Below are 22,860 nucleotides of genomic sequence, written 5' to 3'. Positions count from 1 at the left end.
GATTGATTCGTACAGTGATTGATCCCTGAGTTGGTCCAGCGAGCATCGCAATCGCATGGCCCAAAAGAACACGTCCCCCCCGTCGGTAGCGGCGTTAACGAGACGCAAGTCGATGATTTTGCGACGCAAACCAATTTAAACCAGAAATTACCGCAATTGATCCGACGGGGCCATGTTATGGAACGACGAATTACCTGCAAGCCAAAAAAATCACCAAAAGGAAACGCTTTTGACCGTTTCGCAGGCACAAAAACCAGATTTCATCGGTATTTAGGGCGGTTAGATATTATATCGCAGTTGCGAACCTACTTTGGGTAATATTGGTCGAATTCGGTTGCATTCTGTCGGCGAAAAGCGAATTCTGTTTGTTATTAGGGGGATCGGTAAATCTCTTCCGAAATTGAAATTATGCGCGCGCCTGTGGATCAAATCGAAAATTGGACGCAACAAACCATCAGTGCTTTCATGGCATTGAGCCGTGCAGAGATAATTTCTGCCGCTCGCTCGTGGCTTCGGGCGGAGGCAACGCTCGAGGGCGCAACGTCTCCCGCACCAGTCATCGCTGCATGCCGTTCGAACTCCGGCATCGCGCATCTGATCCTCGAGAACAGCAATGAAGCGGACGTTGCATTTCGCGAAGCCGAGGAGCATTGGCGGCAAGCGATCGAGAGCGTCGCGACGCTCGACGTGCCGTTGACGGGCACGAGTTCATTTCACTTCCGCCTCGCAGCAAAAGTTCCGCACGCGTTGATGGAAGCGCGCCGGCGACGATATCGCCACCTCGCTGAAGTCGCGGGCGCAATCACGCGCTTCAACCATCTCTTCGTTGATGCGGCCAATATCGAGTCCGGACTGGTCGCCCGTCGGATGAGCGAGCTGGCATCGATCCTGAGCGAAATCCTGGGTCCGGCCTCGGCCGAGGTCTGCCTGCTCACGATGACTGGTGCTTCGCTGAACGGCGCCGCGACCTTCTCCCCTTACGGCCGAAAGAGTGCCGAATTCGCTCGCAGTCCTCCCGCGCTCGCCAACGGCCTCTCGTCGGATCGCGCGATTTTGGAAGCCGCCGTCGCGCTCACCGCCTTGCTTGGACTTCCGGCATTTCTTGCGATCGAGCATCAGCGGAAAGCCGCCGAAACCCATTCCCAGTGTCCGAACCTCACATGAGCCTGAGCTGAAACATGTCTGAAAGCCACGAACTCGAAGCACCGCCTTGGATCGACGACTTGACGAGGCATCCGCTCGTCACGCCGCGCGTGAAGGAGATCGCGACGAGTCTTTTTGCCCGGTTTGCTTCGGGAGAATATCAGTTCGGAACTCGAATTCCGGCCGAACGGGATTTGGCCGATGCCTTCGGCGACAGCCGTGCAACGATACGCCAGGCCCTCGAATTCTTGGCAACATACGGCATCGTCGCGCGCCGTCCGGGAAGCGGAACCTTCGTTTCATATCAAAGAAAACGTTCGCCTCACGAGGGTAGCAACGGACGGACATCCTCGTTCCTCGATGTCGATCAGCTCGCCGAAACGGCCTCACCGTTTGCGATGAATATTGCAAGCTCGATTCTTGCGCCCGAGATGACACGTCTCGCAACGATCTACATGTCGTCGCGCGATATCGCGGATCTTCAAAGCCAGCTCATTCGCTTGGAAGCGATCGTCACGGAAGCCGGCACGTTCGCGGTATACGAACAAGAATTCATGATGACCATCGCCCGTGGCACGCACAACTCGCTGATCACCACGATGTACTCCATTCTGCACGAGGTGCGCCGCAATCCGCAGTGGGCCGCGGCACGCCAGCAGGCGCTGACGCCGGCGAAGATCAAGAGCATCCAGCTCATGTTCCGATCGCTATACGACGCCATCGAACGGCGAAACGTTGAAACCGCCGTCGAGATCATCAAGATCTACGTCGCCAACGCCCACGAAGACATGATCTACGAATCGTGAGCCGTCATCCGGTCGAGCATCTCGGCGGAAGCTGCAAGGTGCTCGCGCTGGTCCCACATCAGGTTCATTTCCCGCATGTGCTTGACCAGGATCGACCGGTGCTTCGACCACCAGTCCGCGACTGAGCCGTACTCCTGAATTCGCGCCTTGCCGTTGATGATCGCGACGACAGGCCAATCCCCGACGAGCGCGTTATCGATCCCGAACAGATCCTTGCCCCACCATATGGCTTCACCGAATGCGTGCTGGCCGATGCCGCCGACCTTCATCGCAGCGAGAACGGAGAACGGCTCGAAAGTGCGCGCCCGCTGCACGGCTGATTTCCAAAGTTCAAGCGTCGAAGCGTATTCCCACGACACCGCGCTCCACGTACCCGGAAAGCGACGGCAGAATTCCTCGTAGAATTTGCCAGGCTCTTCAAAGTTCACATGGCCATCGTTGAGGCGAGGATCGTCGAAGTCCGGAAATTGAAAGACGAACCCTTCCATGAATTCGACGCTCGTCCGCCGGATGAGCTCCGGATAGTTGTCACATGTGCAGGACAGAAGGCGGCCGCGGAATCCGCGCTTGAATGCTTCGATCGTAAGCGCATGGACAAACGGCTCATAGGCCGTATCCCAACAGAGAATGTCTGGCTTCTTTGCCATCATCTCTTCGACGATCGGTCCGAAATCAGTGGTTTCCGGCTCGAATAAGTGCTCGGCGACAAGCTCGATGCCGGCCGCTTCGAAGGCCGCTTTATAGGTCGCTATCGACGGCAGGCCGTGAAGATCGCGCTGCGCGCACAACGCCGCGGTCTTAAGTTCGGGGTGCGTCCGCTTCAGCCATTCGACGCCGGTCACATTGTAGATTGGATGGACCTCGCTCGGCGCAACAATTGTCGGCACGTCCGGGGAAAGGTCACTCGGCAGAAGCGTTGTGACGAGCATCCGGTGTTTATTGATGAGCCGTCTGATGTCTCCCATAAGGTCATTGCCGCCGATCATGAGGATGATCTTTACGCCGTCCTCAAGGATCAGCTTCCGCGCGCCCTGCAGTGCCCGGTCCGGATCATAGTTGGTGTCGAACGGGATGAGTTCGAGCATGTATTTTCGGTTGCCGACTTTCAGGCCGCCGGCGGCGTTGATGCGCTCGACCCAAATGAGGCTGCCATTGATGCCGGGAACTGCCCAAGCTTTGAGCGGCCCCGCGAGCGGAGCGAGGAACCCGATCTTCAAAACCGTTTGAGACCCGATCCCGAAGTCTCTCATTGCAACCGCCAGAGCCGATGCAACAGTGCTTCTGGGTCTAACGGCCATGGTCTGGCTTTACCGGACTTGAAAACTTTCGGGGCACTGGCTCAGCTTCTTGGCAACTTGCCGGGGCCGCGCGCCATCGCGTCAGCCTCCGCACTCAGGAACTTACGCTGCCGCTAAGGCTGGCGCTAGGTCTTGTTGATGGTGTCGCACAAAGAAGTCGGAGTGCCGCTCTCTGCAGCGAAACTCGGGGAACGTCTGAGCCGCTGTTAGCGAGTAGCCCCAGTGGTCGCGATTGCAGACGTTTCGATCTGCGGAGCCGGCTGCGCACCTTTCGTGGCCACCTCGACCTGATCGCCGCGGACTTTCGTCAGGAAGGCATCGAGGCTCGGACCCCAGAGATCCCAGCCTTGGCGATCGTCGGCAATGGAATGGCCGTCGCTGCCATACGCTGGAAGAATATGCTCTTCCGCATTACCCCCCGCACGATTCCAGGCTTGGGCCAAATCCTCCGCGAGGGCCGGTCCGAAATAGCTGTCGTTTTCGGAGTAAAACCAGATCGTCGGCACGTGCGCCTTGCCACCGTATGCCTGAGCCGCCGAAACGAGATCCGGCCTGCCGCAAACGGCGTTGGAGCGGCCATAAGCGTGACCGCCGCGCCCGCCCGCAAAATTCACGATGGCCTGCACCTGCGGAAGATTGCGCGCAGCAAGCGCCAGCGACGCCCAACCGCCGGTCGAGACACCGGCGACAATCGTTTCCTTCGGAGCGACGAACGATTGTTCGCTCATGTATTTGATCGTCGCCGCGATATCGTCGGCGGCGATATTGCCTGACAGGAAATGATTTGGGTGGTCGCATGTGCCGATCGCTTCCGAGAGCGAGCCACCAGTCGCGCCATGCCCGCGACGCTGCGGCAGCACGACGGCGTAACCGCGCTCGACGAACCAGCGCGACAGCCAGTAGTAGACAGGCATGGAGACGGCGAGGCGCGTTGCTTCGTCCGTTCCGTGATTGATCACGACGAGCGGATATTTCTTGTTTGGTCCCGAAGGGTCGGCCTCGGGGCGGAAAACCGTCGCGCGCAGCACGCGTCCTTCTTCGCCGCTCGGTAAAATCCACAGCTGCTCGCGCATGCGCGGCCCTTCAGGCCCGAAAGAGCCGAACTGCCGATCGTCAGCTCTTGCCGGCCAGCACGCGAGCACGGTCAGCGTCATCAGCGCGGCGATCAGAATTGATTGGGTATTCACAAGCCGGGCCGATCTGCCCATCGATTGGGACAGAAAATCTCCCCTCAGGAAATTCATTAAAAGTTCCCCACGCGACTGCAACTTTGCGTCGCACCATTGGAGGGCGCTCACGCGCCGACGTCAAGAGCCTGAGCGACACACCCGGATTTCGTGCACCAAATGCCGATTTTACAGCGCATTTTGCACTCTGGGCGTGACATTCGTGACCGCACCCGGTCGCACAATCTCCGCATTTCACCCGGCGCGGAAGAAGGTCATTTGACGCTGCAAAAAGAAAGCGCCGGGAACATGCCCGGCGCTCGTGATCGTTCGTCGCCTCAGCGGCGTATTATTACCACCAGCACAGGCCGATGCAGTAGCCGTCTCCAGGCACGTGGCGGCGGCGATAGGTCGGCTGAGTGTAGGTCGAGTACGAATTGTAATAGTAGTGACGGCGATACGGATAGTAGCCGTGCTCTGCGTAGTAGCGATCACGCCACTGCTGATAGTCGGACTGACCGTCGGTCGGCACCTCGTGCTCCTCGCGCCAGGCCCGATATTGCCAGCCCCGTTCGCGCCAGTTGTAGCCGTAGTAGCGGTGATGCCGATGACGCCAGTAGCCGTGGCGGTGACGCCAGTAGCCGTGACGCCAGCTGTGGCGCCGGAAGCCGCAGTGGCGGTAACCGTGACGCCACCAGCAGCGATAGCGCGCTTGCTGAACGGTCCCGGACTGCTCGGCCTTCAACGTCAAAACGTTGCTCGTGAGCACCGCGGCCCGCGCCCGCGGAGCATTGGCGCCGAATAGAATGGCCATCGCGCAGCTTAACGCGATGAGCGAAAGCAAATTTTTCATAGCTCCCCTCCCAATCGATTTTACCCCCGGCGACGCCTGACGCCGTTCCGAGGACAGTACCCTCTGGATACAGCACTTGGGAAATGTCCGTACAACCCCAAACCCGGGCAAATGAACCGATCCAAAGCCGCTTGTTACGGCACTGTGGCTCGTTCGCGCCACCATGGCGTTGAACGCTGAGAAGGGAAAGGATGGCAGGAGGGATGACGGCCGGACCGAGCAAGCGTCCGCCATACGCTCAATTGTTGCGGACGGCTTGCCAGACTTTCTCGTCCCAGAGACGAATTCCGCCCGTGATGCCTGCATCATTCGAGGCAATGCGGACATTGTCCGGCAAATCATCGGTGCCGACGTCGGCGGCATTGCCTCCGCCGAGATACAGCATGTCGTAGTGCAGTAGAGAATAGACGATCTTGATCGTATTCCGCACGCGGCGATTCCACTTTTTGTCTCCGTGCGTGCGACGGGCTTCGGCGCCGATGTATCCGTTATAGGTCTCATCCTTGTGAATTGGATGATGCGCAAGCTCGAGGTGAGGGGCAAGCGCGCCATTGGTGAACACCGCGCTCCCAACTCCCGTGCCGAGCGTGAGCACGACTTCAAGTCCGTTCCCCGCCACGATCCCAAGACCTTGCACCTCCGCGTCATTGAGGAGACGAGCAGGCTTCCTGAAGCGCTGTGCTAGAACGGCCTCCAGCGGATAATCACGCCACGTTTCGATCTCGAAATGGGGTGCCGTTAGAACGCGGCCGCGGCGAATGACACCGGGAAAGCCAATGGAAATTCGTTCGCTGGGAGGAAGCCCTGACGTCAGATCGGCAAGCGCGTTCAACAGGATTCCGGGATGACACGGATCGGGCGTATCGACCCGCACCCGCTTCACGAGCATCCGCCCCGCATCGTCGAGAACCGATGCCTTGAGGCCGGTGCCGCCGACGTCGATTGCCAACGTGCATAAGCCGGTTCGACTTGTTGTCTGATTTGGCCTTGCCTCGTTCATCTCTAAACCACGGGTTCGATGGCAGCTTCGTCCGCGAAGATCCGCAGCGTGCCTGCCGGTTTGAGATGCGCGGCGGGCAGACTGGCGTCGCCGCTGCAAAGCCGGTTCAAGATCGAACGTTTCCCTTTTCCTTCGACCAGAAAGGCTACGTTACGGCTGCTCTCGAGGGCTGGATACGTGAGGGTAATCCGCGCCTCGGACTTGGCACCGATGACGGCGGCAACCCAATGGATCCGCTCGGCGAGCGCGGCCGTGCCAGGAAACAGTGACGCCAAATGCCCGTCCGGACCCAGACCCAGAAAAGTCACGTCGAAGAGCGGTCGAGCCGGGTCGAGCCGCTCTGCGCCGTAAAAAGATTTGAGTAGGCGCTCATAATCATAGGCGGCCGCCTCGGGGCTGCTGCTGCCGGTCGGAATCGGATGGACGTTGGCATCAGGGATCGGCACGCGCGAGAGTAAAGCTTCCCGTACCATGCGGTAATTGCTGAGCGCATTGTCCGGAGGCACAAATCGCTCGTCACCCCAGAACCAATGCGTTCGCGACCAGGGAAATGTATCGCGATAAGGCGGACCAGCGAGACATTGGTAGAGTCGCCGCGGCGTCGCGCCGCCGGACAGATCGATGGCAAAATCGCCGTGTTTCGTAGTGGCCAATTCAAGCAGCCAGTTCGCAACCCTCACCGCCAACGCGTCCGCATTGGCGAGAATTTCCAGGTTCGCCACGAACGGGTTGGTCAAGGACGTCTCCTTCTGTCCGGTCCCCAAACTTGGGATGTCCCGGTCACGAACTTCTTGCATTGGCAGGAGCCAAAACAAATTTTTGCACGGCTTTGGCGAAGCCCTCATTCTCGTTGCTGTCCGTGACGGCACTCGCCCGTGCTTTCACCTCGTCGCTGGAATTGCCCATCGCGATGGAAAGGCCGCTTTTGGCGAACATGAGAACGTCATTTGGCATGTCGCCGATCGTGGCGATTTTGGCGGGCGCGATGTCGAGAAACTTGGAGAGCGTCGCCACCACTGTTCCCTTGTTGGCCAAGGGATGGGTCACGTCGAGATAATACGGTTGGGAACGTGTGGCGCTCGCCGCGTCTCCTAGCGTGCGCTGCGCCGTCTTCTCGCACGCGGCGACGCGGTCCAGATCGTTCGACACACCGACAACTTTCACGGTGTGAGCAAAGTGCGCGTCGGTAAACGATGCGACGACCGTTGGGTCGAATTTGACCGTCCACGTCTCGCGCGCCACATGCGGCGCATTCGGATCGCGGATCAGCCATTCGTCTTCCGTATAGACCCAAGCGTCGAGTCCCTGGTCGAGAAGAATGGCGACGGATTGCTTCGCCGTCTTGGGATCGAGCGGGTGACTTTCGATCACCGAAAGATCCGGATTGACGAAGACGCCGCCGTTGAAACCGGCGATGGGATTTCTGAGTGCCAACGGAGAGATCAACATCGACATGCCACGTGGCGGCCGGCCGCTCGTGATCGCAAATCCGATACCGGCATCGCGTAGCTCGCGAACGGCAGCCTTCGCCGCGTCCGTCAGCACTTTGTCGTGAGTAACGAGTGTGCCGTCGACGTCGGCCAGAAGAAGTTGGATCGCCCGCTGACCGCTCATGGCTTGTTGCATCCAGTGGGACTGATCGGCCGCCACTCCCGGCCGCCGTCATTGTGCAACAAATCGTTGGCGGTCTCCGGACCGTCGCTGCCGGACTCGTAGTTCGGAAAATCGGCCTTCTCGGCAGCCCAGGCGTCGAGGACCGGTTGCACGATGCGCCAGCCGTGCTCCACCATGTCGGCGCGCATGAAGAGCGTCGGATCGCCGATCATCACGTCATAGAGCAGCGTCTCGTAGCCGACATTCGGTTCCTTCGCGAACCAGTCGCTGTAGTGAAAGTCCATCTTGACGGCAGCGAGGTTGACAACCGGCCCGGGCCGCTTGACCTCGAATTGCAGCGAAATGCCTTCGTCCGGGGCGATGCGCAGCACCAGCCAGTTGGGCCGCAAGCATTCGACGGGCGTATATTGAAATGCGGTGTACGGTGCTTGCTTGAAGCAGATCGCGATTTCCGTATCCCGTCGCGACATGTGCTTTCCCGTGCGCACATAAAACGGCACGCCTGCCCAACGCCAGTTATCGATATCGAGTTTCATCGCGATATAGGTTTCGACGTTCGAATCTGTCGCTACATTGGGCTCATGCCGGTAAGCCCCGACCTTTTTGCCCTTCACCTTGCCGGCTCCGTATTGGCCGCGCACGGCGCATGTCGCAGACACCGGCGCCATTGCCGCAAGCACATCGGCCTTTTTATCGCGGATCGCCTGGGCATCGAAACCGGTCGGAGGCTCCATCGCGACCATCGAAAGCAACGAGAACACGTGATTGGGGACCATGTCGCGCAGTGCCCCGGTCACCTCGTAGAACGACCCGCGCTGCTCGACGCCCACCGTCTCGGCCGCGGTAATCTGTACATGATCGATACGGTCGCGATTCCAGATCGGCTCGAACAGTCCGTTGCCGAAACGGAAGGCCATGATGCTCTGGACCGTGTCCTTTCCCAGAAAGTGGTCGATCCGAAAAATCTGGTCTTCGTTCAGTGTGCGCAGGATCTGCGTATTCAATTTGCGGGCCGAGTCGAGGCTATGGCCGAATGGTTTCTCGATGACCACGCGGCGCCAAAACTTCGCCTTTCCATTTTTGTCCTCGGTCTGCTGTGTGAGCTTGGCGTCGCCGAGGTAATCGATCACCGTGCCGAACAGGCGATCGGCAACCGCGAGATAGAAAATGGCATTTCCTTCGGTGCCGTGCGCCTTTTCCGCATTGGCAAGCACACCGCCAAGCTTCTGATAAGCTTCGGGCTTGGTCAGATCGCCCGCGACATACGACATCTTGTCAGCAAGTCGCTTCCAAGCCGCGTCGTCGATATGATCGACTTCGAACTCGGTTACTGGATTTCCAACATAGCTCTTGAGAGTGTCGTAAAGATAGTCTCGCCAGCTGTCGGATGTTCCCGGCTTCCGCCCCACGCCTATGAGCGCGAATTCTTCCGGCAGCACCCTGGTGCGCGAGAGATTATAGAGCGCGGGAACGACCAGCCGTTTCGTAAGGTCGCCGAAGGCGCCGAAAATGACCATGGCGCACGGATCAGCCGGCTCAGGCTGCCGCGCTGGTGGACACTGAAGGACTTGCGCGGCGTGGTGTTTTCGGATCGGAGCCTTTAACGACATCGAGCTAATCCGTTGGGTTTTACGATGCGGCCCGCCCTTGCGAATTCATTGTCTTCGGTTCGGGATCAAGCGGCTCGCTTCCTTCGATATGGCCACCGAAGCCCAGGCGCATCGCCGAAAGCATCTTCTCTCCGAACGTGTGCTGCCCACGTGACCGGAAACGCGCGTAAAGCGCCGTCGAGAGAACTTCCGCAGGAACGGCTTCTTCAATCGCGGCTTCGACGGTCCAGCGGCCTTCGCCGGAATCTTGAACGAAGCCGGAGAAACTTTTGAGCTGCGGGTCTTTCGCCAGTGCCGCGGAGCTAAGATCGAGCAACCAGGATGTAATGACGCTTCCGCGCCGCCAGACCTCTGCGATGTCCGGCATGTTGAAGACGAAGCGCTCGTCGTCCGGCAGGTCATTGGAATCTTTGTTGCGAAGGATGTCGAAGCCCTCGGCATAGGCCTGCATCAATCCGTATTCGATGCCGTTGTGCACCATCTTCACGAAGTGCCCGCTGCCGTTCGGTCCTGCGTGGATGTACCCGTGCTCGGCGCGGGGATCGGCTTTTTCCCGGCCGGGAGTGCGCGGAACGTTACCCAAGCCGGGAGCAAGCGCCGCAAAGATCGGATCGAGGTGATCGACAGCCTCCTGCGGGCCGCCGATCATCATGCAATAGCCGCGATCGAGACCCCAGACGCCGCCGGAGGTGCCGCAATCGACGTAGCGGATCCCCTTTTTGGCGAGCGCCTTCGCACGCCTGATGTCGTCCTTGTAGAAGGAATTGCCGCCATCGATGATGATGTCATCCGGCGCCAAAAGGCCGCCGAGATGCTCCACGGTCTGCTCTGTTATTCGGCCGGCAGGCAACATCAGCCAGACAGCGCGCGGCTTCTCCACGAGCGCCTTCGTCATGTCCTCCAGCGACTCGACTGCCGTCGCACCTTCCTTGGCCAGAGCATTGCGCGGCCTGGCGTCGGCATCGAACACGACGCAGCGGTGCCCCGACTTCATCAGCCGGCGAGCGATGTTACCACCCATGCGACCCAAACCGATTACGCCGATTTCCATTTCAGTCATCCTCAAAGCTCGTTACCGAGCGCCTCGTCGACGGCACGCGCGAACTCCGCAAGGCCTGCATCAACGTCCTTGACGTGAACGCGCAGCGCACGCCGCCCTCGTTCGACCAGCACATCGAGATCGCCGCGCGCCTGCGCCGCCTTCACGACGCCGAAGCTGTACGAGTGGCCGGGCACGTCGATATCGATTGGATCGTCGGCGGTAAGTTGGAGAAAAACTCCGGAATTCGGACCGCCCTTATAGGCTTGGCCGGTGGAATGCTGGAAGCGGGGGCCGAAGCCGAGGCAGGTCGCGGCGTGGGTACGATCGCGGATGCGCGAACGCATCGCCGTCATGGCTCTGATATGCGCCTCGTCGCGCCAGATGTAGGGGAGCAAAGCCACATAGTCACCAGCCTCCACGCGTCCGAAATGGCTCCTCAGATATCCGGCCAGAGTATTGTGCCGGCCGAGCTCGGCGGCATTGCGCGGATCGGCGTAGAGCGCGATGCCGTTCTCGCGAAAGATCGGCTCTTCGTCGGGCAGCCTGTGCGATTTCTCGTAAGCTTCCGTCAGCGCGCTCGTCTTGATCTTGCTCGCTTCGACATCCGGCTGATCGAAAGGATTGATACCGATGATCTCACCGGCCACTGCGGTTGCGATTTCCCACCGGAAGAACTCTTGGCCGATGTGCCAGAGGTCCTTGACGCGGATTTTAGCAATCGGGTGGCCAGCTCTTTCGAGCGCATCCACGGCTTGCTGCTGTGACGACGCCGCGCGTCCGTCCAGTTCGAGGTAAGCGAAGAAGCGGTCGTCACCATAATGCTCGGGAGTGGTCGGCGGCTCGTCCGCCAGCGGAATGAGACCGCGACCATCTTTGCCTGTGCTTTCGGCCAGAAGCTGCTCGAGCCACGCACCGAGATCGGCGATTTCCGGCGAGGCAATGATCGTGACCTTGTTGCGGCCGAATTGCTGTGCCGCAACGCCCAATGCGATGCCGAGCTTCACGCCGGGATTTTCGGAAGGCGGAACATCGGCGCCGCAAGCGCGCTCCATCGGTAGTGTCGCTTCGAGAAGCCGCTTGACGTCGAGACCCATGGCGGCGGCCGGCACCAATCCGAAGTTCGAAAGTACGGAATAACGGCCGCCGATCGAGGGCACGCCGTGGAAGATGTGAGCGAACCCGAGTTTCTTGGCGCGCGCTTCCAGCGACGAACCCGGGTCCGTGACAGCAACGAAATTCCGAGCCGCCTTTTTCTTGGTCCCGACAGCGGTGGCGACGCGATCGAGGAAGTAGTCCATAAAAAGGTTTGGCTCCAGCGTACTGCCGGATTTGGAAGAGACGATGAACAGCGTCTTGCCGAGTTCGACGGAGCCTTCGATGGCCTTGATCTGCGCGGGATCGGTGCTGTCCAGCATATGGAAGCGCGGCCAGTCGGACTGGTGACCGAACGTCTCGCTCAACACTTCCGGACCGAGACTCGAGCCGCCCATGCCAAGCAGAACCACATCGGTGAAGCGGCGTTCTTTCACGTCTTCCGCGAAACGCCGCAAGGGAGCGGAGTCGCCAAGTTCATTCTCGACGACGTGCAGCCAGCCGGTCCACTTGTTTTCGTCCGTTCCGGTCCAAAGCGATTTGTCGCCGGCCCACAGTCGCCGAATGAGTCCTTCCCTACGCCATTTCTCGAGCTCATTTTCATAGGCCGCTTTCATCTCCGGGGTACCCGGGACGATTTGCAGGCCGTTCCGATGGCTTTCGAGCAGCGTGCCGCGACGCCGTGCTATCGCTGCAAAGAGCTTGTCGAACGCGTCCGCGAACTGTTGCACGCCGTCCTTCACCAGTTCATCCGTAACCTCCGGCAGCGAGATACCGTGCTCGGCGAGCGCGGCAAGCACCGCGCGCGCGCCTGCCACATCCTGTTCGATGGCATCGGGTGTTGGATTTCCGTGGTCGCGATAAGCGTCCATCGTCGCGGGCGGAACGGTATCGACCGTCTCCCGGCCGATCAGACTGTCGACATAAAGCGTGTCTTTGTAGGCCGGATTTTTCGTGCTGGTCGAAGCCCAGAGGAGACGCTGCGTCCTCGCGCCCGAAGCAGCAAGATCGTTCCAGCGCGAACCTGAAAAGAGCGCCTTGTAACGAACGTAAGCGAGCTTCGCATTGGCGATCGCCGTCTTGCCCCGCAGCTTTTCTGCGGCCTTTCGGTCATCGAGCTTGTCGAGCCGCTTGTCGACGGCAGTATCGATGCGGCTGACGAAGAAGCTCGCGACGCTGCCGATCTTTGAAACGTCGCCTCCCGCCTTTTTCAGATCTTCAAGGCCGGAGATATAGGCTTCTACGACCTGCTCGTAGACGCTGACGGAAAACAGCAATGTGATGTTGATGTTCAGTCCGCGACCGATCAGCTGCCGGATGGCAGGTATGCCAGCAGGCGTCCCCGGTACCTTCACCATCAAGTTAGGCCGATCGACGGCCGCCCATAGGCGCATCGCTTCCGTGACCGTGGCCTCCGTATCGTTGGCGAGATAGGGCGAGCATTCGAGGCTCACATAACCGTCGCGATTATCGGCTTTGTCATAGACTGGACGCAGCACGTCCGCTGCGGCGCGGATGTCGGCAATCGCCAGATGTTCATAGATGGTGGAAATGCTGTGGTCGGCCCGCGCCTGAAATTCCTTCAGCGCCTCCGCGTACTCATCGGTCTCGCCGATGGCCTTTTCGAAAATCGAGGGATTCGATGTGACGCCCTTCAATCCATCGCGCTCGATCAGTCTGCCAAGCTCTCCGCTTTCGATAAGGCTGCGCTTCATATAATCGAGCCAGAGCGATTGGCCGTATAATTCGAGCTGCTTCAGCGCGTTCATGCCGCTTTCTCCTTGGCCAAGCCGAGCTGTTGCTTCGCCACAGCCAGTACGTTTTTCGGTGTAAAGCCGAACGCCTTCATCACATCCTTGATTGGTGCCGAAGCGCCGAAGCTGTGCATGCCGATCCTGGCGCCGGTCGGCCCCACATAGCGATCCCAGCCGATGACCGAGCCCGCCTCGACCGAAACGCGCGCTTTGACGGCGGGCGGCAGCACGCTGTCGCGATAGGCCTGATCCTGTTGTTCGAACAATTCCCACGACGGCATGCTGACGAGGCGCGCCGCAACGCCTTCCTGTTTCAGCGTTTCGTAAGCTTCCACGCAAAGCGCAACTTCGCTGCCGGTCCCGATCAGGATCACCTGAGGTTTGCCGCGGTCGGCATCGGCCATGACGTAGGCGCCGCGCGCAACGCCTGCCGCGGACGCGTAACGCTTGCGATCGAATGTCGGGACAGGCTGCCGGGTCAATGCCAGGCAGACCGGGCCATGCGCCGATCCAACGATGACACGCCAAGCTTCGGCGACCTCATTGGCATCGGCAGGCCGGAGCGTAACGAGGCCGGGTATGCTGCGCAGCGCCACGAGTTGCTCGATCGGCTGATGCGTGGGCCCGTCCTCGCCGAGGCCGATCGAGTCGTGCGTGAAGATATAGATGACAGGAACGTCCATCAGCGCACTGAGGCGGATGGCGGGCTTCGCGTAGTCGGAAAAGGTCAGGAAAGTCGAGCCGTAAGCGCGGAGCTTGGATAGCGCGAGCCCATTCAGAATGGTGCCCATGGCATGTTCGCGAATTCCGAAATGCAAATTGCGGCCGCCATATTTACCAGCTTCGAAATCTCCCGCCGCTTCGAACGTCAGACGCGTCTTCGTCGAAGGCGCAAGATCAGCCGAGCCGCCGATGAGCGAGGGAACATGCGCTGCGATGGCATTCAGAACCTTAGCCGATGAATCGCGCGTCGCGAGCCCTTTCGGATCGGCGGCAAAGCTCGGGAAATCAGCGTCCCATCCGCCCGGAAGTTGGCCTGTCTGCAATCGTTCTATGTCGCCGCTGACGTCAGGATATTTGGACCGATACGTCTTTACGAGATCCGACCAGTCCGTCCGAAGTTCTCGCCCGCGCCGCCCTATGTTGGCGCTGAAGTGCTCACGCACACCCTCGGGAATGAAAAACTGGGAATCCTCGGGCCAGCCATAACTGCGTTTCGCCAGGCGGACTTCTTCGGCGCCAAGCGGTTCGCCGTGCGCGGCGCTCGTATCGTGCTTATGCGGCGCGCCGTAGCCGATATGGCTATCGACGATGATCAGTGTCGGTACTTCGCGCGTATTCCGGAAGATCTCGATCGCCTCCGCGATCCGCTCGCAGTCGTTGGCATCGCCGACATGCAGAACGTTCCAGCCGTAAGCACGGAAACGCGCGGCAACATCGTCGCTGAACGCCAGGTCCGTGTGGCCTTCGATCGTTATGCGGTTGCTGTCGTAAATCCAGCAGAGGTTGCCGAGCATCAGGTGGCCGGCGAGCGACGCTGCTTCGCTCGCGACGCCTTCCATCATGTCGCCGTCACCACAGAAAGTATAAATGTCGTAGTTGAAGATCTCGAGGTCCGGCTTGTTGAAGTGCCGGGCCAGCCAGCGCTCGCCGATCGCCATTCCGACGCTCATCCCGCAGCCTTGGCCAAGAGGGCCAGTCGTCGCCTCGACGCCGGCGGTGCGATGATATTCAGGGTGGCCCGGACAATGACTGTCCAGCTGGCGGAAGCGCTTGATGTCTTCGAGAGTGACGGCGAGTTCGCGGGAGCTTTGATTGTTCCTTACGCCGGCAAGATGCAGCATCGAATAGAGCAGCATCGAAGCGTGTCCGTTGGACAGCACGAAGCGGTCTCTGTTCGGCCAGTTGGGATCATCCGGATCATAGCGGAGAAATCGCTGCCACAACGTATAGATGACCGGCGCAAGCGCCATCGGCGTGCCGGGGTGGCCGGACTGCGCTTGCTGCACCGCGTCCATGGACAGCGTGCGGATCGTATTGATGCACAGTTCGTCGATGGGTTGATTGCCCGCGGAATAGCTCCCTGTCTTCGTGGCGCCACGGCTCATGACCGCATTCCGTGTCCTCGCAATCGCGGCAGCCTTGCAACTTGGCCCACCGACTTCTCCGGCACCAGAAAAGGCGCGTTGGCTTTAGGGAAACTCCACGCTTCCGAGGCCGGTTAACTTCCCCAAAGGCAAACAGACCCGCCCTGAATTGGTTCCACGTCCAGCCGAAGCCGGAGCTGCCGCATTTTCGATTTTTTCGATTTAAACCGCAGGTACATCAACGATGACCCCGCATGCAATTTTTCAAAAATCCATCTGAGCGCGTTCGTGCGGCGATTGGCGGTCCTGCATATATTCATACCTGAAAGGGCCTCACAAATGGCGTTTAAGGTTCAGGTCGGGCCAGCCCAAATCGCGATCCATCAGGGACAGACGGTCTTAGTCACCGCACCTGATGGACAGGTGAACTCGCCCGGCAATCATGGAATGTATTTTCGCGACACCAGGGTCATCAGCGCTTGGGCGATCTATACGAACGGCGAGCCCTGGGACCTCTTGAATGGTGGCGCTGTCTCGTCGCACGCCGCCCACATCGTCCTCACGAACCAAGCCTTCATGAGCGAGGACGGCCCGATTCCAGCGCGCACGCTCGGGCTGAAGATCGGCCGCCACGTCGAGGGAGGGATGCACGAGGACATCGATATCACCAACAACGGTTTGAAGCCCGTGCGCTTCAATTTGGAAATCGCGATCCGTTCAGATTTTGCCGACATCTTCGAGGTCAAGGGTGATGAAATCGTGCGGCGCGGCCACATCACCACCTCATGGACGCCGAAGCGGCAGCTGCTTCGGATTGCCTACCGCAATAAGGATTTCTGCCGTGAATTGATCGTTCGGGCTGGCAAGGGGAACAACACGCCGGCAACGAATGCGAATGGACGGCTGAGCTTCGATATCGCGCTGACGGCCGGCGAAAGCTGGCATAGTTGTTTGAGCTACGAGCTTATCGATGGCGAAAGCCACATCCGCGCCCCGGGGTCATGCGCCGATGCCAGTGAAACCACGTCCCACGCCAAAAAGGTGAGCGATTGGCAGCGAGCCGTTCTGAAAATCACCACCAGCAACGAGGAGTTCTATCGCTGCTATAATCAAGGCGTTATCGACATGGCGGCTCTTCGGCTCCCGCTGAAGGGCACCGATCGCATGGTGTTCGTTCCGGCCGCCGGCTTGCCTTGGTTTGTCGCCCTATTCGGCCGAGATACGTTGATCGGTTCATTGCAGACGTTGATCGTCTATCCGGAATTCGCCACTGGAGCACTCGAAGTATTGGGGCAATATCAGGCGACGGAACGCGACGACTATCGCGATGCTGAGCCAGGCAAGATCCTCCACGAACTGCGCTACGGCGAACTCGCGCATTTCAAGCTGATCCCGCACACGCCCTATTACGGCACGGCGGACGCGACGCCCCTGTACTTGGTGGCGTTGCACGCGACGTGGCGGGCGACCGGAAACCGCGCGCTGATCGAGCGGCAATTGCCGAACGTCGAGGCCTGCCTGTCGTGGATAGACAAGTACGGCGACCGCGACGGCGACGGTTTCCAGGAATATCAGACACGCTCGAAAGCCGGTTATGAAAACATGGGATGGAAGGATTCAGGCGATGCCGTGATGTATCCCGATGGCACGCTCGTGGCCGGGCCGAAGGCGCTGTGCGAATTGCAGGGTTACGTCTATGACGCCTGGCTGCGCACGGCCGAGATCTACGATGAGCTCGGCAACAAGCGGCGCGCCAACGCACTGCGCAAGAAGGCGGCGGATCTCTACGAAAAGTTCAACGATGCGTTCTGGGACGAGAGTGCCGGCTTCTACGCCTACGCTTTGGACGGCGGCAAGAAAAAGGTCATGACGGTCGCGTCGAACATCGGACAGTGCCTGTGGTCAGGAATTATACCGCCGGAACGCGCCGAGATTGTTGTGAGGCGCCTGATGCGGAAAGATATGTGGAGCGGCTGGGGCATCCGCACGCTCTCGGCGGATCATATCTCGTTCAATCCCTATGATTATCAGACAGGAGCGGTATGGCCGCACGACAATTCGCTGATCGCATTGGGAATGCGCCGCTACGGCTTCGCGGCTGAGGCGGCGATGGTGGCGAGGGATATCAGCGGCGCGGCTAGTCATTTTCTTTTGAACCGGTTGCCGGAACTCTATGCCGGATTGCAACGCGACGGCACGAGTTTCCCCGTACAATATCTCGGCGCCAATGTGCCTCAAGCGTGGGCGGCGGGGGCACCGTTCATGCTGCTGCAGGCAATGCTCGGACTGCAGCAGGATGCGCCGCGTGGAAAATTGTACGTCGACCCCGCTTTGCCCGACTGGCTGCCCGACGTCACATTGAAGGATCTGCGGTTAGGCCGTTCGCGTTTTGATATCCGCTTCTGGCGAGACGGTAAGGAAACCGCCTTCGAGGTGCTGAAGGGAAAACGAAGCGCCGTCGAACGAATGAGCATCGAAGTGTGGGGAAGCATCATGGGTGAGCGGTGTGGCCAAGCCTGATCGGAGGATCGAGGACTATGCGCTCGTCGGCGATTGCGAGACGGCTGCGCTCGTCGGGCGCGACGGCTCGATCGATTGGCTGTGCTGGCCCCGGTTCGACTCGAGCGCCTGCTTTGCGGCCCTGCTCGGCGATCCGGAGAATGGGCGCTGGCTCATAGCTCCCAAGGAGGCGCCGCTTCGGACCACCCGCCACTACATCGATACCTCGCTCATTCTGGTGACGGTATTCGAGACCACGACCGGAACTGTCGAACTCGTCGACTTTATGCCGCCGCGCGACGGAATTGCCGATCTCGTCCGGCTGGTTCGCGGTGTGCGCGGTCAAGTCGATCTGCATACCGAATTCATCCTGCGCTTCGATTACGGCTCGATCGTGCCGTGGGTCGAGCGTCTCGACGGCAAAGGTCTGCGCGCGATTGGCGGACCCGAGATGGCAATACTCCGGACGCCGATTCCGTTGGAGGGTCGAGATTTCACGACAGTCGGCGAATTCACCGTCAACGCTGGCGAGGTTGTGCCGTTCGTCTTGAGCTATGGTCCCTCGCACTTGCAACCCCCGGACGGCGTGGATCCTGAGCGCGCATTGCAGGAAACCAAAGCCTTCTGGCACGCGTGGTCTAACCGCTGCACCTCGGAGGGCTGCTGGAGTGAACCCGTCAGACGCTCGCTGTCGGTACTGAAGGGGCTAACCTACGCGCCGACCGGTGGCATCGTCGCGGCGGCCACGACTTCGCTGCCCGAAGAGGCGGGCGGTGTGCGCAATTGGGACTATCGCTACTGCTGGCTCCGAGATGCTGCCTTCACGCTGCGTGCGCTGGGACGCGCCGGTTATTATGAGGAGGCACGGGATTGGCGTGATTGGCTGTTGCGCGCAGTCGCCGGAAGCCCCGATCAGCTCCAGATCATGTACGGGCTTGGCGGCGAGCGTCGCCTGGCTGAATGGGAGGTGGACTGGCTTTCGGGATTTGACGGCGCGCGCCCGGTCCGGATCGGCAATGCAGCCGCAACGCAGCTTCAGCTCGACGTCTTTGGTGAAATCGCTGACGCGATGTTTCAGGCTCACAAGCATGGTATGGCGCCGGTGAACCGATGGTCGGCGATCGCACGGGCTTTTCTCGATCATCTCGAAACGATTTGGCGCGAGCCGGACGAGGGCATTTGGGAGGTGCGCGGGCCTCGCCAATGCTTCACGCATTCCAAGGTCATGGCCTGGGTTGCATTCGACCGGGCCGTGAAATGGGTCGAGCAGCTTGGCGTGGAAAGTCCTGTTGAGCGGTGGCGCAAAGTGCGCGATGCGATCCACGACGACGTCTGCCGCTATGGTTTCGACAATGAATTGGGAAGCTTCGTTCAGGCCTACGGATCGAAGGTCCTCGATGCCAGCCTTCTCCTGCTTCCGATCGTCGGCTTTCTGCCGCCCTCCGATCCGCGGATCGTGGGCACGGTTCGCGCGATCGAGCGGCGTCTCCTCGTCGATGGCCTCGTCTTCCGCTATGACACCGGCAAAACCGACGATGGATTGCCGCCCGGCGAAGGCGCGTTCCTCGCTTGCAGCTTCTGGTTCGTCGACAATCTGATCCTCCAAGGTCGCGCCGCGGAGGCGCGCAAAATGTTCGAGCGGCTGCTTGCGCTTCGAAACGACGTCGGCCTTCTCGCGGAGGAGTATGATCCGCGCGCGCGACGCCAGATGGGAAATTTCCCGCAAGCGTTCAGCCACGTCTCGCTCGTCAACACCGCCTACAACTTGGATCTCTGCGAGAAGCGTTCAGAAGAACGCGTTTGATGACGCCTGAAGGATGGCCTGCGAGACATGACTGGAGGTCGAGATGGATGATCGAGCCATACGCGCAGCACTGGAACGCCATTGGGTTGCTTCCGACGCGAACGACTTCAAGGTCGAGCATGAGATCTACCGCGAGGATGCGGTGCTTGATTATCCCCAATCGGGAGAGCGAATCCGCGGCCGTCGCAACATTCAAGAAAGCCGATGTCTCCAGCCGAACAAGAAGCGATTTACGGTTCAGCGAATTATCGGCCGCGGCGATCTCTGGGTCACCGAATTAATACTCACCTATGACGGCAGACCATCTTACACGGTGAGCATCATGGAATTCCGCGACGGACAGGTGGCGAACGAAACTCAGTATTTCGCCGATCCGTTCGAGCCGGGACCCTCGCGCGCTCATCTTGTCGAGCGAGCAGGCGAGTTGAGGTCGTCCTGAACGGGGAGGAAGCAGAACTCGGTGCCGTGACGGTTAGACCCCAATATTGTGTATAGCCTAGGTCGTTGGTCACTTGCCGGGAGAACGCTCCGCGCCTGGCACGGACAGCACCCGCTGGAGCAGACCAAGGCTATGCTGTTTTGGCATTGTCGTGAAACCGTAATGTTCCGCCATTAGCCTCCCCGGCACGTCGGTGTGGGGATACGTGTGCTGACGCTTTTTTCTTGCAGTGATGATGCTTCAGCGGGCCGAACCGAGATCCCGACCGGATCGCAATACCCGAAGTCACTGGCGTCGTTGCGCTACGCTGTGGACGCTTGGTCTTGCCCTGACGGGATTGATCGCGACAGCGCGACCCGGAAACGGCCAATCGGCAGCGAATGAAACGCCGATCGAGTTTTCAATCCCGGCGCAACCACTGATCTCGGCGATCAGCCGTTATGGTGATGCAACCGGCAGCGAGGCGCTTTATGATGCAAGCCTCGCGATCGGCCGCGTCTCGGGAGACGTGCAGGGTGTATTAACGCCCTCCGAGGCGCTGCAAAGGCTCTTGGCCAGAACGGGTCTCTCTGCGCGGTTTGTTGCTGAGGGGACCTTCGTTGTTTTGCCGGCGCCGCCAGCAACCGATCAGGCGACGGCGCAATCATCGTCGCCTGCGTATCACCGTTACTATGCGCTCGTTCAAGAGAGCCTTCTGGATGTCCTATGTCAATTGAGTGGCGCTCGTCCCGGGCGATATCGGATGATCGCCGTGTTCTGGATCGCGCCCAGCGGCGCGGTTGAGGACGCCTGGCGGATAGGCACTGCGGGGAGTGCGGACGCTGATCAGCAGATCGATACTGCGCTGCGCAAAGTCAGGTTCAGGGAGCCGCCGCCTGCGGGCTTCGCACAACCGGTCCGGATATTGATCGTGCCGCAAGCCCCCGGCGTAAACCCAGGCTGCGCAAGTGCGGATGCCCGCCTGCGAGCGGCCGGTGGTGCGCGATGAGCGACAACCCGCTGACCATCATGCGCCGGCTGTTCGTCGACGGTTACGATGAACTGAAAGCGCGATTGACGCAGCGCCTGGGCTCCGCCGATCTGGCCGGCGATGCGATGCACGATGCATGGCTGCGCCTCGCTCGAGCGGACTCGGTCGGCGCCGTCCAGAGCCCGGCTAATTATCTGTTCCGGGTCGTGCTGAATGTGGCCGACGATCACCGCCGGCGGGAGAAGCGCCACAGGTCGGCGATTGACATCGAAGATGCGCTGGAGGTTCCGGACGAAGCGGCGACGCCGGAAGAGATATTGCTGGCGCAGTCCGATCTGGCTGCGTTCCAGGCGATTTTGGAGGAGCTTCCGGAGCGTCAGCGTACCATCTTCCTGGCGGCGCGGATCGGCAACATGCCACGCCAGGAGATTGCTGATCGACTTGGCATTTCGCGGCGTTCTGTGGCGAGAGAAATTCTGCTTGCCCACAAGCATTGCCTCGCGCGCTATTTGGAATTGAAGGGCTAGTGTTGCACTTTCGCCCCCCGAAAAATGTCTTAGTAGTAAGGCCCGTTGGAAGCGCCGGTTGGCCCATGAGGGCAACCGCGGCGAGGAGTGCAATAGTGGGATGAAAGACCATCGCCGCACGGATCTGAACCCCATTCAGGACGAAGCCGTCGGCTGGGTGCAGAAACTCGTATCCGGAGAAGCGACGCCGGCAGAGATCGAGGCCGCAGAGCGTTGGCGCGTGCAGAGCCCAGCACACGCCGCTGCATTCGACGCGGCCGAGCGCGTGTGGAGCGAGTTCGGCGCTGCTGGCCGCGCCTTGCATGGTCTCAAGGGGGATTTCGCCAGCACACTGGACACGCTGGGCAAGAGCCGCAGAACTCTAAATCGCCGTGCGGTGTTGGGCGGCGGTGCTGCTACGGTCGCGGTTGCAAGCGTCTATGGCGTAATCGACCCGCCGCTTGGACTTTGGCCATCCTTGTCCGAGCTCAATGCTGATTACCGCACAGGGACGGGTGAGCAGCGCAATGTCACATTCGCGAACGAAATAGCGATCAACCTCAATACGCAGACAAGCCTTGCGGTACGGACCGCGACGGTCGCGGAAGATCGCGTTGAACTGGTTTCCGGGGAGGCGTCTTTCGCAACGCCATTCCGCGGAGCACGCTCCCTCGTGGTGCTCGCAGCGAATGGCAGAACGGTTACGGAATCCGGCAAGTTCGATGTCCGTTACACGACAATCGGCGAACGATCGCCCGTAAGCGTGACCTGCTTTGGAGGCCGGGTGCGGATCGAGCACGGGGCTGACGTCGCGGATCTTCAGCCAGGGCAGCGGGTCCGCTACGACGATGCCGGGCTGGGCCAAGTTGCTGCAGTCGATCCGGTTGTGGCATCGGACTGGCAGCGCGGTATCGTCGAGTTTCATAACACCCCTCTCACCGAGGCCGTTGAAGAAATCAATCGCTATAGGCCCGGACGCATCGTCCTGATGAGCAAGACGCTAGGGGAGAAGCAACTCAACGGCCGGTTCCGCATCGACCAGATGGAGAAGGTTCTGTTGCAGCTGGAATACGCTTTCAATGCCAAACTCCAACGCCTTCCAGGCGGAATCGTGCTTTTGAGCTGAGCCGTTTGCAGGCCAGCGGAAAACTTCTCAAAAAATCTTTCCCGAAGCGTG

The 22,860-nt window shown here is 60.0% G+C and carries 18 protein-coding genes; 8 read left to right on the top strand and 10 right to left on the bottom strand.

The features are described from left to right. Positions 1-465: 465 nt before the first annotated feature. Entirely contained in the window at positions 466-1,164 is a 699-nt protein-coding gene (locus AB4Z24_RS10745) for a hypothetical protein (RefSeq protein ID WP_441708172.1), read from the top strand. Positions 1,165-1,178: 14 nt separating this feature from the next. Then, the gene (locus tag AB4Z24_RS10740; RefSeq protein ID WP_441708171.1) at positions 1,179-1,949 is read left to right on the top strand and encodes a FadR/GntR family transcriptional regulator; all 771 of its coding nucleotides are present in this window, start codon (positions 1,179-1,181) and stop codon (positions 1,947-1,949) included. On the opposite strand, the gene AB4Z24_RS10735 is transcribed toward AB4Z24_RS10740, so the two are convergent. The 10 genes from AB4Z24_RS10735 to tkt form a co-directional block, all read right to left on the bottom strand. Further along, positions 1,937-3,199 carry an ABC transporter substrate-binding protein gene (locus AB4Z24_RS10735; RefSeq protein WP_441708170.1) on the bottom strand — a complete coding sequence of 421 codons (1,263 nt, stop codon included), beginning with the start codon at positions 3,197-3,199 and terminating at the stop codon, positions 1,937-1,939. The genes AB4Z24_RS10740 and AB4Z24_RS10735 overlap by 13 nt on opposite strands. A gap of 254 nt (positions 3,200-3,453) precedes the next feature. Beyond that, complete coding sequence (locus AB4Z24_RS10730; protein WP_441708169.1) at positions 3,454-4,491, bottom strand: alpha/beta hydrolase family protein; 1,038 nt, start codon at positions 4,489-4,491, stop codon at positions 3,454-3,456. Positions 4,492-4,765: 274 nt separating this feature from the next. Continuing rightward, a complete protein-coding gene (locus AB4Z24_RS10725; RefSeq protein ID WP_441708168.1) occupies positions 4,766-5,266 on the bottom strand; it encodes a hypothetical protein in 501 nt (166 codons plus the stop codon). A 238-nt stretch (positions 5,267-5,504) separates the two neighbouring features. Continuing rightward, entirely contained in the window at positions 5,505-6,215 is a 711-nt protein-coding gene (locus tag AB4Z24_RS10720) for an ROK family protein (protein ID WP_441708167.1), read from the bottom strand. Between the two features lie 53 nt (positions 6,216-6,268). Continuing rightward, the gene (gene pgl, locus AB4Z24_RS10715; RefSeq protein WP_441708166.1) at positions 6,269-7,003 is read right to left on the bottom strand and encodes a 6-phosphogluconolactonase; all 735 of its coding nucleotides are present in this window, start codon (positions 7,001-7,003) and stop codon (positions 6,269-6,271) included. A gap of 43 nt (positions 7,004-7,046) precedes the next feature. Further along, complete coding sequence (locus AB4Z24_RS10710) at positions 7,047-7,880, bottom strand: Cof-type HAD-IIB family hydrolase (RefSeq protein ID WP_441708165.1); 834 nt, start codon at positions 7,878-7,880, stop codon at positions 7,047-7,049. Beyond that, positions 7,877-9,490, bottom strand: coding sequence for a glucose-6-phosphate dehydrogenase (zwf, locus tag AB4Z24_RS10705; protein ID WP_441708164.1), 1,614 nt, complete (start codon positions 9,488-9,490; stop codon positions 7,877-7,879). The genes AB4Z24_RS10710 and zwf overlap by 4 nt, the downstream gene beginning before the upstream one ends. Before the next feature lie 19 nt (positions 9,491-9,509). Next, positions 9,510-10,541 (bottom strand): phosphogluconate dehydrogenase (NAD(+)-dependent, decarboxylating), encoded by a 1,032-nt coding sequence (gene gnd, locus AB4Z24_RS10700; RefSeq protein ID WP_441708163.1) that lies wholly within the window; start codon positions 10,539-10,541, stop codon positions 9,510-9,512. 11 nt (positions 10,542-10,552) lie between these two features. Then, positions 10,553-13,393: a bifunctional transaldolase/phosoglucose isomerase gene (locus AB4Z24_RS10695; RefSeq protein WP_441708162.1), complete on the bottom strand. Its 2,841-nt coding sequence runs from the start codon at positions 13,391-13,393 to the stop codon at positions 10,553-10,555. Beyond that, positions 13,390-15,486 carry a transketolase gene (gene tkt / locus AB4Z24_RS10690; protein WP_441708161.1) on the bottom strand — a complete coding sequence of 699 codons (2,097 nt, stop codon included), beginning with the start codon at positions 15,484-15,486 and terminating at the stop codon, positions 13,390-13,392. The genes AB4Z24_RS10695 and tkt overlap by 4 nt, the downstream gene beginning before the upstream one ends. Positions 15,487-15,804: 318 nt before the next feature. On the opposite strand from tkt, the gene AB4Z24_RS10685 reads away from it, so the two are divergent. The 6 genes from AB4Z24_RS10685 to AB4Z24_RS10660 all read left to right on the top strand — a co-directional run bounded on the left by AB4Z24_RS10685 (position 15,805) and on the right by AB4Z24_RS10660 (position 22,809). Continuing rightward, positions 15,805-17,985, top strand: coding sequence for an amylo-alpha-1,6-glucosidase (locus tag AB4Z24_RS10685; RefSeq protein WP_441708160.1), 2,181 nt, complete (start codon positions 15,805-15,807; stop codon positions 17,983-17,985). Continuing rightward, positions 17,963-19,768, top strand: a complete 1,806-nt coding sequence (locus tag AB4Z24_RS10680; protein WP_441708159.1) for a glycoside hydrolase family 15 protein — start codon at positions 17,963-17,965, stop codon at positions 19,766-19,768. The genes AB4Z24_RS10685 and AB4Z24_RS10680 overlap by 23 nt, the downstream gene beginning before the upstream one ends. Before the next feature lie 43 nt (positions 19,769-19,811). Next, positions 19,812-20,207 (top strand): nuclear transport factor 2 family protein, encoded by a 396-nt coding sequence (locus AB4Z24_RS10675; RefSeq protein WP_441708158.1) that lies wholly within the window; start codon positions 19,812-19,814, stop codon positions 20,205-20,207. 235 nt (positions 20,208-20,442) lie between these two features. Beyond that, a complete protein-coding gene (locus tag AB4Z24_RS10670) occupies positions 20,443-21,195 on the top strand; it encodes an STN domain-containing protein (RefSeq protein WP_441708157.1) in 753 nt (250 codons plus the stop codon). Next, positions 21,192-21,704, top strand: coding sequence for an RNA polymerase sigma factor (locus AB4Z24_RS10665; RefSeq protein WP_441708156.1), 513 nt, complete (start codon positions 21,192-21,194; stop codon positions 21,702-21,704). Before AB4Z24_RS10670 ends, AB4Z24_RS10665 begins: the two co-directional genes overlap by 4 nt. Before the next feature lie 100 nt (positions 21,705-21,804). After that, positions 21,805-22,809, top strand: a complete 1,005-nt coding sequence (locus AB4Z24_RS10660) for a FecR family protein (protein WP_441708155.1) — start codon at positions 21,805-21,807, stop codon at positions 22,807-22,809. The last annotated feature ends 51 nt before the right edge of the window (positions 22,810-22,860 follow it).

This window comes from Hyphomicrobium sp. 2TAF46 (genome assembly GCF_052114865.1).
GTDB lineage: Bacteria > Pseudomonadota > Alphaproteobacteria > Rhizobiales > Hyphomicrobiaceae > Hyphomicrobium_B.
Note: the sequence above shows the minus strand (reverse complement) of the source record. Positions and strands in the feature narration are given on the sequence as shown.